General features: G+C 71.7%; 11 protein-coding genes. 8 read left to right on the top strand and 3 right to left on the bottom strand.

Features of this window, described 5'->3' with window-relative positions:
* The coding region (locus tag ACZ6KY_RS35760; RefSeq protein ID WP_469314421.1) for a pirin family protein at nucleotides 1-516 on the bottom strand (516 nt) is incomplete at its 3' end.
* Nucleotides 517-610: 94 nt separating this feature from the next.
* Between ACZ6KY_RS35760 and fasR the strand changes: the two genes are divergently transcribed.
* The 5 genes from fasR to fabF all read left to right on the top strand — a co-directional run bounded on the left by fasR (nucleotide 611) and on the right by fabF (nucleotide 5,591).
* The gene (gene fasR, locus ACZ6KY_RS35755; RefSeq protein WP_469314418.1) at nucleotides 611-1,816 is read left to right on the top strand and encodes a fatty acid biosynthesis transcriptional regulator FasR; all 1,206 of its coding nucleotides are present in this window, start codon (nucleotides 611-613) and stop codon (nucleotides 1,814-1,816) included.
* A gap of 89 nt (nucleotides 1,817-1,905) precedes the next feature.
* Entirely contained in the window at nucleotides 1,906-2,832 is a 927-nt protein-coding gene (locus ACZ6KY_RS35750) for an ACP S-malonyltransferase (protein ID WP_469314417.1), read from the top strand.
* A 4-nt stretch (nucleotides 2,833-2,836) separates the two neighbouring features.
* The gene (locus ACZ6KY_RS35745) at nucleotides 2,837-3,868 is read left to right on the top strand and encodes a beta-ketoacyl-ACP synthase 3 (protein ID WP_469314416.1); all 1,032 of its coding nucleotides are present in this window, start codon (nucleotides 2,837-2,839) and stop codon (nucleotides 3,866-3,868) included.
* Between the two features lie 75 nt (nucleotides 3,869-3,943).
* Entirely contained in the window at nucleotides 3,944-4,192 is a 249-nt protein-coding gene (locus ACZ6KY_RS35740) for an acyl carrier protein (protein ID WP_261702511.1), read from the top strand.
* A gap of 127 nt (nucleotides 4,193-4,319) precedes the next feature.
* Nucleotides 4,320-5,591 (top strand): beta-ketoacyl-ACP synthase II, encoded by a 1,272-nt coding sequence (gene fabF, locus ACZ6KY_RS35735; RefSeq protein WP_469314415.1) that lies wholly within the window; start codon nucleotides 4,320-4,322, stop codon nucleotides 5,589-5,591.
* A 108-nt stretch (nucleotides 5,592-5,699) separates the two neighbouring features.
* Here the strand turns inward: fabF and ACZ6KY_RS35730 are convergent, their stop codons facing one another.
* A complete protein-coding gene (locus ACZ6KY_RS35730; protein ID WP_261702513.1) occupies nucleotides 5,700-6,194 on the bottom strand; it encodes a DUF3145 domain-containing protein in 495 nt (164 codons plus the stop codon).
* Between the two features lie 309 nt (nucleotides 6,195-6,503).
* On the opposite strand from ACZ6KY_RS35730, the gene ACZ6KY_RS35725 reads away from it, so the two are divergent.
* Complete coding sequence (locus ACZ6KY_RS35725; RefSeq protein WP_469314414.1) at nucleotides 6,504-7,403, top strand: SGNH/GDSL hydrolase family protein; 900 nt, start codon at nucleotides 6,504-6,506, stop codon at nucleotides 7,401-7,403.
* Between the two features lie 10 nt (nucleotides 7,404-7,413).
* On the top strand, nucleotides 7,414-8,388 hold the full coding sequence (locus ACZ6KY_RS35720) for an aldose epimerase family protein (RefSeq protein WP_469314413.1): 975 nt from the start codon (nucleotides 7,414-7,416) through the stop codon (nucleotides 8,386-8,388).
* Between the two features lie 67 nt (nucleotides 8,389-8,455).
* On the opposite strand, the gene ACZ6KY_RS35715 is transcribed toward ACZ6KY_RS35720, so the two are convergent.
* Nucleotides 8,456-10,930 (bottom strand): beta-glucosidase, encoded by a 2,475-nt coding sequence (locus ACZ6KY_RS35715; protein WP_469314412.1) that lies wholly within the window; start codon nucleotides 10,928-10,930, stop codon nucleotides 8,456-8,458.
* 102 nt (nucleotides 10,931-11,032) lie between these two features.
* Between ACZ6KY_RS35715 and ACZ6KY_RS35710 the strand changes: the two genes are divergently transcribed.
* Nucleotides 11,033-11,608 (top strand): TetR/AcrR family transcriptional regulator, encoded by a 576-nt coding sequence (locus ACZ6KY_RS35710; protein WP_469314411.1) that lies wholly within the window; start codon nucleotides 11,033-11,035, stop codon nucleotides 11,606-11,608.
* Nucleotides 11,609-11,810 lie beyond the last annotated feature (202 nt).

Genomic DNA, 11,810 nt, shown 5'->3' with positions numbered 1-11,810 from the left:
GAGAAAAAAAACACAAACAACGAGACCACCCGCCCCCCCCTCCCCCCCCCCCCCCCCCTCCCCCCCCCCCCCCCCCCCCCCCCCCTCTCCCTTTTTCCTCCCCCCCCCCCCCCCCCCCCCCCCCCCCCCCCCCCCCCCCCCGCCCGGTTCCAGCGGGGCCAGCCACATCTGGACGAAGACCAGCGGCAGCTCGCCGTCGTTGCGCTCGACGTGACGGACGCCGCCCGCGGAACTCAGCCGCTGGACGTCCCCGTGCCGCAGCACCGACTCGTGTCCGGCCGAGTCGCGATGGGTCAGCTCCCCCTCCACCACCCAGGTGACGATCTCGGTGTGGCTGTGCGGGTGCTCGTCGAAGCCGGCGCCGGGGGCGAGCCGCTCCTCGTTGCAGGCGATCACCGCGCTGAAGCGGAGGTTGTCGGGGTCGTAGTGCGGGCCGAAGGAAAAGGCGTGGAGCGAGGAGATCCCGGCCGCCGGGTCCCCTCCGCGGTAGCGCTCGTCGGCGCGGCGGACGTCCATCACTCCACCACGGTAGCCCCGGCCCGGCGACCGGCCCGCGCTTACTTGCGACCCGCCGCCGCACAGCTCCGTCCGGATAAGGCAGTCTTGTCCCGTGCCCGAACCCGAAGCCAGCAAGACCGAGCGCCCAGCGCACGACGTCCACTCGCACACCGCGACCCTCAAGCGGCTGGAGAAGTCGGCCGGCAGTCTCGCCGCCCAGGCCATCACGCGGATGGACGAGACGCTGCCGTGGTACCGGGCCATGCCCCCGGAGAACCGGTCGTGGATCGGGCTGGTCGCCCAGGCCGGTATCGCCGCCTTCACCGAGTGGTTCCGGCACCCGGACGCGCCGCAGGCCATCTCCACCGATGTCTTCGGGACCGCGCCACGCGAGCTGACCAGGGCCATCACCCTGCGCCAGACGGTGGAGATGGTGCGGACCACCATCGAGGTCATGGAGAGCGCGATCGACGAGGTCGCCGCTCCGGGCGACGAGGGCGTGCTGCGTGAGGCGCTGCTCGTGTACGCCCGCGAGATCGCCTTCGCGACCGCCCAGGTGTACGCGCAGGCGGCGGAGGCACGCGGTGCCTGGGACGCCCGGCTCGAATCGCTCGTCGTGAACGCCGTGCTCTCCGGCGAGGCCGACGAGGGCGCCGTCTCCCGGGCCGCCGCGCTCGGCTGGAACTCGCCCGAACATGTCTGCGTGGTGCTGGGCACGGCACCCGACGGTGACAGCGAGCTGACGGTCGAGGCGATCCGGCGGGCCGCCCGGCACGCCAAGCTGCAGGTGCTGACGGGGGTGCTCGGGGACCGGCTGGTCGTCATCGCGGGCGGCAGCGACAACCCGCTCGCCGTCGCCAAGTCGCTGATCGGTCCGTTCGCCGCCGGATCCGTCGTCGCCGGGCCGATCGTGCCCGACCTGCTCGCCGCGACCCGGTCCGCGCAGGCCGCGGCGGCCGGGCTGAAGGCGTGTTTCGCCTGGCAGGACGCCCCGCGCCCGGTGCTGGCGGACGATCTGCTGCCCGAGCGCGCCATCGCCTCGGACCCGTCCGCCCGCGAGCAGTTGGTGGAGGAGATCTACAGACCGCTGGAGGAGGCGGGCTCCGCGCTCCTGGAGACGCTCAGCGTCTATCTGGAGCAGGCGAGCAGCCTCGAAGGCGCCGCCCGGATGCTGTTCGTGCACCCCAACACCGTGCGCTACCGGCTCCGACGTGTGACTGACGTCACCGGCTGGTCCCCTTCGGATGTACGATCCGCGTTCACGCTGCGGATCGCGCTGATCCTGGGGCGTCTGGCCGATGGAGATCCTCAGACCTAGGCATTTGTCGGGGACCTACAATTCCGCCTCGTGTTCTTCGTCCCTGTCCCCACGGGCGGCCGTGGCCGTCCACAAGAGAGAGTGTGAGAGTGCTCGTACTCGTCGCTCCCGGCCAGGGCGCTCAGACGCCCGGCTTCCTGACTCCTTGGCTCGACCTCCCCGGCGCCGCCGAACGCCTCGGCGTGTGGTCGGACGCCATCGGGCTGGACCTTGCCCACTACGGCACCCAGGCCGACGCGGACGCGATCCGTGACACGGCTGTCGCCCAGCCGCTCCTGGTCGCCGCCGGCCTGCTGTCCGCCGCGGCACTCGGTGACGTGGCCCCCGGTGCCGTCGCCGGCCACAGCGTCGGCGAGATCACCGCCGCCGCCTTCGCGGGAGTGCTCGACGACACCGCCGCGCTGTCCCTCGTACGCAAGCGCGGCCTGGCGATGGCCGACGCCGCCGCCATCACGCGGACCGGTATGTCGGCGCTGCTCGGCGGGGACCCCGAGACGACGGTCGCGCACCTGGAGAAGCTCGGGCTGACCCCGGCGAACGTGAACGGCGCGGGCCAGATCGTGGCCGCCGGCACGCTGGAGCAGCTGGCCGCCCTGGAGGCGGACAAGCCCGAGGGTGTACGGCGGGTCGTGGCCCTGAAGGTGGCGGGCGCGTTCCACACCGTCCACATGGCCCCCGCGGTCGAGGCGCTGGCCAAGGCCGCCGAGGAACTGAGTCCGGCGGACCCGCGGGTCACCTACGTCTCGAACCGGGACGGCCAGGCCGTGGCCTCCGGTGCCGAGGTCGTCTCGCGCCTGGTCGGCCAGGTCGCCAACCCGGTCCGCTGGGACCTGTGCATGGAGACCTTCCAGAAGCTCGGCGCGACCGCGCTGATCGAGGTGTGCCCCGGCGGCACGCTGACCGGCCTGGCCAAGCGCGCGCTGCCCGGCGTCGCGACGCTGGCCCTGAAGACCCCCGACGACCTCGACGCGGCTCGCGAGCTCATCGCCGAGCACAGCGCGGCCCAAGGAGCCTGAGAGCATGTCGAAGATCAAGGCACCCAAGGGAGCTCCTTTCGCGCGCATCCTCGGCGTCGGCGGCTACCGTCCCGTCCGGGTGGTGCCCAACGAGGTGATCCTGGAGACGATCGACTCGTCCGACGAATGGATCCGCTCGCGCTCGGGCATCGAGACCCGGCACTGGGCCTCCGACGAGGAGACCGTCGCCGCGATGTCGATCGAGGCGTCCGGCAAGGCCATCGCCGACGCCGGTATCAACGCCGAGCAGATCGGCGCCGTGGTGGTCGCCACCGTGTCGCACTTCAGCCAGACCCCGGCCATCGCCACCGAGATCGCCGACAAGCTCGGCACGAACAAGGCCGCGGCCTTCGACATCTCGGCCGGCTGCGCGGGCTTCGGCTACGGACTCACCCTCGCCAAGGGCATGATCGTCGAGGGTTCGGCGGAGTACGTCCTCGTCATCGGCGTGGAGCGGCTGTCCGACCTCACCGACCTGGAGGACCGCGCGACGGCCTTCCTGTTCGGCGACGGCGCGGGCGCGATCGTCGTGGGTCCCTCCGAGGAGCCGCACATCGGCCCCACGGTCTGGGGCAGCGAGGGCGACAAGGCCGGCACGATCAAGCAGACCGTGCCGTGGGACCGCTTCAGGGCCGGCGACGTCTCCGGGCTCCCGCTCGACTCCAAGGGCGAGATCAAGTTCCCTGCCATCACGCAGGAAGGCCAGGCGGTGTTCCGCTGGGCCGTGTTCGAGATGGCGAAGGTCGCCAAGGAGGCTCTGGAAGCCGCCGGACTTTCGCCGGACGACCTGGATGTCTTCATTCCCCACCAGGCCAACGAGCGGATCATCGACTCGATGGTGAAGACGCTGAAACTGCCGGGGCACGTCACGGTCGCGCGTGACGTGCGCACCACCGGCAACACCTCGGCCGCCTCGATTCCGCTCGCAATGGAGCGGCTCCTGGCGACCGGTGCGGCGAAGAGCGGCGACATCGCGCTCGTCATCGGCTTCGGGGCGGGTCTCGTGTACGCCGCGACGGTCGTTACCCTCCCCTAGGCACTCCGTACCGGATCATCCGGTCCGTACGGAATACCGCCACCCCTCTGGAAACACACCGAAGGAGCGCCTGACATGGCCGCCACTCAGGAAGAGATCGTCGAAGGTCTCGCCGAGATCGTCAACGAGATCGCCGGGATCCCCACCGAGGACGTCCAGCTGGACAAGTCCTTCACCGACGACCTGGACGTCGACTCGCTGTCCATGGTCGAGGTCGTCGTCGCCGCCGAAGAGCGCTTCGACGTCAAGATCCCGGACGACGACGTCAAGAACCTCAAGACCGTCGGCGACGCGACGAACTACATCCTCAAGAACCAGGCCTGATCTTCCGGTCACCTGGGCCGACCGTCCGGGTTCACCGGGGCCTAGCGCCCTGGTTCCCCTGGGCTGATGCCCCGCCACCCGGCGGTGGCGCCGCTGAATCCTCGTATCCGTTGGAGAAAGAATTCCCGTGAGCCCGACCAATCGCACCGTGGTCGTCACCGGTATCGGCGCAACCACACCGCTGGGTGGCGACGCAGCCTCTACCTGGGAGGGCCTGATCGCCGGACGTTCCGGCGTCCGCCCCCTCGAACAGGAGTGGGCCGCCGACCAGGCCGTCCGTATCGCGGCGCAGATCGCCGTGGAGCCGGGCGAGGTCATCCCCCGCCCGCAGGCCCGCCGCCTGGACCGCTCGGCGCAGTTCGCGCTGATCGCGGCCAAGGAGGCCTGGGCGAACGCCGGTTTCACCGACAGGGCGGGCGAGGACCCGAGCGTCGACCCCGACCGGCTGGGCACGGTCATCGCCTCCGGCATCGGTGGCGTGACGACCCTGCTCGACCAGTACGACGTGCTGAAGGAGAAGGGCGTACGCCGTGTCTCCCCGCACACCGTTCCGATGCTGATGCCGAACGGGCCGTCCGCCAACGTGGGGCTCGCCGTGGGCGCCCGCGCCGGTGTGCACACCCCGGTCTCCGCCTGCGCCTCCGGCGCCGAGGCCATCGGCTACGCCATCGAGATGATCCGCACGGGCCGCGCCGACGTCGTCGTCGCCGGTGGCACCGAGGCGGCCATCCACCCGCTTCCCATCGCCGCGTTCGGCAACATGATGGCGATGTCCAAGAACAACGACGACCCCGAGGGTGCCTCGCGCCCCTACGACGTCGCCCGTGACGGCTTCGTCCTCGGCGAGGGCGCCGGCGTCGTCGTCCTGGAGTCCGCCGAGCACGCCGCCAAGCGCGGCGCCCGGGTGTACGCCGAGGCGGTCGGCCAGGGCATCTCGGCCGACGCGCACGACATCGTGCAGCCGGAGCCCGAGGGCCGCGGCATCGCGCGCGCCCTGCAGAACCTGCTCGACAACACCGACCTGGACCCGGCCGAGATCGTGCACGTGAACGCGCACGCCACCTCGACGCCGGCCGGTGACGTGGCCGAGCTGAAGGCGCTGCGCAAGGTGTTCGGCGACGAGGCCGACCACTTCGCGGTGTCCGCGACCAAGTCGATGACCGGTCACCTCCTCGGTGGCGCCGGTGGCGTCGAGTCGGTCGCCACCGTGCTCGCCCTGTACCACCGGATCGCGCCGCCGACCATCAACGTCGAGAACCTCGACCCCGAGGCCGAGGCCGCCGCCGACATCGTCCGCGGCGAGGCGCGCAAGCTGCCCGTCGAGGGCCGCATCGCCGCGCTGAACGACTCGTTCGGTTTCGGTGGGCACAACGTGGTGCTGGCGTTCCGCAGCGTCTGACGCCGGGTTACCCGTTCCGCATGACGTGTGGCCCGTACCCCTGGTTCAAGGGGTACGGGCCACACGCCGTTCGTTCTCCGGGCACGGCCCGGCATCCCTGACGGGGTGTCACACCACCTGGTGCAGCCAGCGGACCGGGGCGCCCTCGCCCGCGTAGCGGAAGGGCTCCAGCTCGTCGTCCCAGGGCTTGCCGAGGAGCTTGGCGAGGTCGGCCTCCAGGTCGCTCTCGCCGCGCTGGGAGCGCAGCAGCGCGGCGCGCAGCCGGTCCTCGGGGATGAGGATGTCGCCGTGGATTCCGGTGACCGCGTGGAAGATGCCGAGCTCGGGGGTGCAGCTGTAGCGCTCGCCCTCGGCGGTGGGGCAGGGTTCGGCGGTGACCTCGAAGCGCAGCAGGTGCCAGCCGCGCAGCGCGGAGGCGAGCTTGGAGGCGGTGCCGACCTCGCCCTTCCAGGAGAACTCGGATCTCCAGGTGCCGGGCGCGGCGGGCTGCCGGATCCAGTCGAGGTTGACGCGCGTGCCGAGCACCCCCGCGACCGCCCACTCGACGTGCGGGCACAACGCGCGGGGCGCGGAGTGCACGTAGAGAACTCCACGTGTCGTCACTGGGGCCTCCGGACAGAGCGAGACATCTTGTAACTTAGCGGAACCGCAGTGGCAGGGCGGCCACGTGGCGAGGCTACCCTGCGGCGGCGCAAGGAGTGTGACGTACCGTCGGTCCAAGCGCCGTGAACCTCCGAGGTTTCACCCGGCGGGACGCGTCCGGACCCCCTTGTCGGGGATACCGGGTCGCCTCCCGGGTGGAGACGGCCGCCCCATGGAAACGCGGTGCGACCGTCCGTGTAAGACGTGGTGCGACCGACCGCGCAGGACGGGTGCCGACCAACCCTGTACAACGAACGAGGAGACCAGGGGATGCGGAATCGCAGCCACCGTTCACGGGCCGTCCTCGCCGTCGCCGTGGCGGCGGCGCTCCTGGGCGTCGCCGCGTGCGACGCCACCGGTGGCGACTCCTCCGCGCCCAACGGCACGGGAGCGCGGCCGTCCCCGAAGCCCACGCCGGTCTGGGACCGCAGCCCGGACTCCATGGCCGCGGTCGGCGACTCCATCACGCGCGGGTTCGACGCCTGCAGCGTGCTGTCCGACTGCCCCGAGGTGTCGTGGGCGACCGGCAGCGATCCGCAGGTCGACAGTCTCGCCGTACGGCTGCTCGGCGCGACCGGGGCGGCCGAGCGCAGCTGGAACTACGCGGTGACCGGCGCGCGGATGGCCGACCTCCCCGGCCAGATGGCACAGGCGGCGACCCGCAGGCCGGAGCTGGTCACGGTGATGGCGGGCGCCAACGACGCCTGCCGCTCCTCCGCCTCGGCGATGACGTCCGTCGCCGATTTCCGTGCCGAGTTCCAGGACGCGATGAAGACCCTGCGCGGCGCGCTGCCCAGGACCCAGGTGTATGTGTCGAGCGTGCCGGACCTGAAGCGGCTGTGGTCCCAGGGGCGCGGCAATCCGCTGGGCAAGCAGGTCTGGAAGCTGGGGATCTGCCCCTCGATGCTCGGTGACGCGGACTCGCTGGGCTCGGCGGCGACCCTGCGGCGCGGACAGGTGCAGGACCGGGTGAAGGCGTACAACCAGGTGCTGCGCGAGGTGTGCGCGAAGGACCGGCGCTGCCGCTTCGACGGGAACGCGGTCTTCGACTACCGCTTCGGTACGGACCAGTTGAGCCACTGGGACTGGTTCCATCCGAGCAGGGACGGACAGGCACGACTCGCGGAGATCGCCTACCGGACTGTCACCTCACGCAAACCGGTGACCTAGGGTTTCCCTCATGAGCGAACTTTTCGGCACACTTTCCGACGGCACCCCGGTACACCGCTGGACGCTGGAGCGCGCCGGGGTCCGGGTGCGTGTGCTCACGTACGGCGGGATCGTGCAGTCGGCCGAGGTGCCGGACCGGGACGGGCACGCCGTGGACGTGACGCTGGGCTTCCCCGATCTGGCGGGCTACGTGGCGCACCCGGAGCCGTATCTCGGGGCGCTGGTCGGGCGGTACGCGAACCGGATCGGCGGCGCCCGCTTCTCGCTGGACGGAGCGGCCTACCCCCTGGACCCGAACAACGGGCCCAACTCGCTGCACGGCGGCGACGGCGGTTTCGACAAGCGCGTGTGGGACGCGGAACCGCTCGACCACGGGGTGCGGCTCTCCCGGGTCAGCCCGGACGGCGAGGAGGGCTTTCCGGGCCGCCTCGAGGTCTCGGCGACGTACACGCTCGACGAGCGGGGCGCGCTGCGGATCGCCTACGAGGCGGTCACCGACGCGCCGACCGTGGTGAACCTGACGAACCACACGTACTGGAACCTGAGCGGCTCCGGCAGCGCGCTCGGGCACGAACTCCGTCTCGACGCCTCACGGTTGACGCGGGTGGACGCGGACCTCATCCCGACCGGGGAACTCGACCCGGTCGAGGGCACCCGCTTCGACTTCCGGGAGTCCCGCAGGACCGGCGCGGGATACGACCACAACTACGTGCTCGACAAGGGGCTCACCGGCGCTCCCGTGGAGGTCGCCGAGCTGTGCGATCCGGCGTCCGGGCGGGTGCTGACGGTCGCGACCACCGAACCCGGCCTCCAGTTCTACACCGCCGACCACCTGAGCGACCCCTTCGCCCCGAACGACGGCGTCGCCCTGGAGACCCAGCACTTCCCCGACTCCCCGAACCGGCCGGACTTCCCGAGCACGGAGCTGCGGCCGGGCGATGTGTACAGGTCGGAGACGGTGTACGGGTTCTCCGTACGGTCCTAGGGAGACCGCGAGTCCCGGTCCGGAGGTCAGGTTCCGGACCGGGGCCCGCCGAAGGGGCGCGCGCTGGTTACGCCTCGATCATCGTGCTCAGACGGCGGTCCTGGAGGGAACGGCCTGCCTGAATCTCGTACGAACCCTTCACAAACGCCCAGCTGTTCGCGGTGGTGTCCCAGATCTCGAAAGCGCGGCGCGGGAGTTCCACGACGGCCTCGACGCTCTCGCCGGGTGCGGCCTCGACCCCCGCGAAACCGGCGAGAACCCGGGCGGGCCGCTCGGTGCCGGGTTCCGCCGGGGCGAGGTAGACCTGGACGACCTCGCGCCCGGCGCGCTCACCGGAGTTGCGGACGCGGACGGTGGCGGTCGTGCCCTCGACCTCGATGGACTCGTACGTCCACTCGGTGTAGCCGAGGCCGTGGCCGAAGGCGTACGAGGGGGTCCTCCCCTCCTTCTCCCAGGCGCGGTAGCCGATGAAGACGTCCTCGGTGTACGGGAGTTCACCGTCGGCCGGGATCACCTGGGTGACCGGGGCGTCGGGGAGGGAGCCCCAGGTGGTGGGGAGGCGGCCGCCCGGCTCGTGGGCGCCGGTGAGGACGTCGGCGAGCGCGGATCCGCCCTCCTGGCCCGGGAACCAGCTGAGGAGGACGGCGGCGACCTCGTCACGCCACGGAAGCTCCACCGGGGAGCCGGAGTTGACGATCACCACGGTGTTCGGGTTGACGGCGGCGACGGCGTGCACCAGCTCGTCCTGGCGGCCGGGGAGCCTGAGGTCGGCCCGGTCGAAGCCCTCGGACTCGACGCGGTCCGTGGTGGCGACCACCACGACGGCGGTGTCGGCGGAGCGGGCCGCCTCGACGGCCTCGGCGATCAGTTCGTCCGCGTCGCGCACGGGCTCCTGGTGGGCGAGCGTGAAACCGACGACCTTCATCGGGATGCCCTCGGGGATGGCGACGACGTGGGTGAGGGAGACCTCCACCGGTTCGCCCGCGGTGAGTTCGGCCTGACCGCGCGCGACCGGGGCGCCGAAGAACGTCACGAAGGGGTCGTCCTTGTCGGTGCCCTGGAGGTCGTCGAAGTACGTCGTGCCGTCGACGGTGAGGGTGAACGCCCCGAGGCCCTTGATGCCGAAGGTGTGCGGTCCGCTGTCGCGCGGGGTGAGGGTGCCGGTGAGTTCGACGCTGTGCAGGGTCTCGTGATGGACGCCCTCGGGCAGGTCGTCGCCCATCCACTGGATCTGGCCGTTCGGGGCGGAGGCGGTGGCGATGATCTCGCCGGCGGCGTCGCGGCAGACCGCGCGCAGCTCGAACCCCTTGTCGGCGACGGGGAGTTCCACGGTCGGGTCGGCGCCGACGGCGTACGTCAGGCTGCCCTCGGGGAGGGCGGCGGTGAGGCCGTCGAGGGGCGAGACGATCCGGGCGGGGAAGACGGTGGCGGAGCCGCCGCCGAGGACGCGGGCGTCGCGGGCGGCGGCGCCGATGAGCGCCACCCGGTGACCCTCGGCGAGCGGCAGGGCGCCCTCGTTGCGGACGAGGACGAAGCCGCGGCGGGCGATCTCGCGGGCCAGCGCCTCCCCGTCCACGGCCTGGGGCAGTTCGGTCACGACGGGCTCGGCGCCCTCCAGGACGCCGACGCGGGCGGCGAGGCGCAGCACGTTGCGGACGGCCGCGTCGACCGTGGCCTCCGCGACCTCGCCGGCGCGCACGGCGGCGGCGAGCGGCGGACCGTAGACGGTCAGGGGGCCGGGCATGGCGACGTCGAGGCCGCCCTCGATCGCGGCCTTGGTGGAGCGGGCGGCCATCCAGTCGGACACGTTGAAGCCGTCGAAGCCCCATTCGCCGCGCAGGACCTCGTTCACGAGGTGGCGGTGCTCGCTCATCGTCGTGCCGTTGACCGAGTTGTACGCGGTCATGACGCCCCACGGGTGCGCGTTCTCGACGATGGCTTCGAAGGGCGCCAGGTACAGCTCGCGCAGGGCGCGTTCGGAGACGAGGTTGTTCACCGTGAAGCGGTCGGTCTCGGCGTCGTTGGCGACGAAGTGCTTGACGGTGGTGCCGACGCCGCCGGACTGCACGCCCCGGACATAGCCGCTGCCGATCGCGCCGGTCAGCAGGGGGTCCTCGCTGTAGGCCTCGAAGTGGCGGCCGCCGAGCGGTGAGCGGTGCAGGTTGACGGTGGGGGCGAGCAGGACGTGGACGCCCTTGCGGCGGGCCTCCTGGGCGAGGAGTGTTCCGGCACGGCGGGCCAGGTCCGGGTCCCAGGTGGCGGCGAGCGCGGTGGGCGAGGGGAGCGCGACGGAGGGGTCGTCGGCGGTCCAGTGCACGCCGCGGACGCCGATCGGACCGTCGGACATGACGAGGGACTTCAGCCCGATCTCGGGGAGCGCGGGCAGCGTCCACATGTTCCGGCCGGACAGCAGCCGGGCCTTCGCGTCCAGGTCGAGCCGGCCGAGAGCCGCCTCGACGACGGCCTCGCGGGCCGCGTCCGCCTCCGCGTCCCTTCGGTCGTTCGCCGTCTCCACCGCTGTTCCCACCGCAGTCTCCGCCATGGCGGCACCTCCTCGTTGAAAGCCGTCGGTCTTCCCCATCCTGCATCGGCTACCTGTAGAGCGGTAGGTTTCGTGATGTGGCCGTTACGATTGGGTGATCGGATGCCGTACGGTGACGCCATGGCGACCAGGACCAGGAGTGAGGAACGGCGCGCGGAGATCGTGCGCGCGGCGCTGGAGGTGATCGCCGAGCGCGGCTACCGGGGCGCGAGCCTCGCCGCGGTCGCCGAGCGGGTGGGCCTCACCCAGCAGGGCCTGCTGCACCACTTCCCCACCAAGGAGGCCCTGCTCGTCGCCGTGCTCAAGGAGCGGGACCAGTGGGACGCCCTGCCGGACACCACCTGGCGGGCCGATCTGCTCGTCTCGCTGGTCGAGTACAACGCCATGCGGCCCGGGATCATCCAGACCTTCTCGGCGCTGCTCGGCGAGAGCGTCACGGAGGGGCATCCGGCGCGCGAGTTCTTCACCCGGCGCTACACCGCGGTGCGCGCGAACATGGCCTCGGTGCTGCGCGCCGAGTACGGGGAGCGGCTGCCGAGCGGTCTCACGCCGGAGCGCGCCGCTCCCCTGCTCGTCGCCGTGATGGACGGGTTGCAGTACCAGTGGCTGCTGGACCCGGAGTCGGTGGACATGCCGGCCGCGTTCCGGGACTTCCTCACGCTGCTGGGCGAGGACTGACTGCCCTACGGGACCCCTGGGTGAGGGATGACTGTCCCGCGGGGCCACTGGGCCAGGGCGTCCGCCGGAGCCCATCGCGCCACCGGTGTCCGTCCGTCCCGGACAACAGCCCATGCCCTTCGGCCACTTCCGCCCCTCGCCATGGTGGACACCCCCCGGGTCACGGGATACTGCCGCCGTCCGACAGCACCCCCACCTGACG

This window comes from Streptomyces sp. NPDC042002 (assembly GCF_055588305.1).
The sequence above is the reverse complement of the archived record's forward strand: the minus strand, read 5'-3'. Positions and strand labels throughout refer to the sequence as shown.

What these genes read in the sequence shown, in the direction of transcription:
- ACZ6KY_RS35745 (WP_469314416.1), top strand. Translation starts at nt 2,837, where the DNA reads ATGTCGAAGATCAAGGCACCCAAGGGAGCTCCTTTCGCGCGCATCCTC.
- ACZ6KY_RS35740 (WP_261702511.1), top strand. Translation starts at nt 3,944, where the DNA reads ATGGCCGCCACTCAGGAAGAGATCGTCGAAGGTCTCGCCGAGATCGTC.
- ACZ6KY_RS35725 (WP_469314414.1), top strand. Translation starts at nt 6,504, where the DNA reads ATGCGGAATCGCAGCCACCGTTCACGGGCCGTCCTCGCCGTCGCCGTG.
- ACZ6KY_RS35720 (WP_469314413.1), top strand. Translation starts at nt 7,414, where the DNA reads ATGAGCGAACTTTTCGGCACACTTTCCGACGGCACCCCGGTACACCGC.
- ACZ6KY_RS35715 (WP_469314412.1), bottom strand. Translation starts at nt 10,930, where the DNA reads ATGGCGGAGACTGCGGTGGGAACAGCGGTGGAGACGGCGAACGACCGA.
- ACZ6KY_RS35710 (WP_469314411.1), top strand. Translation starts at nt 11,033, where the DNA reads ATGCCGTACGGTGACGCCATGGCGACCAGGACCAGGAGTGAGGAACGG.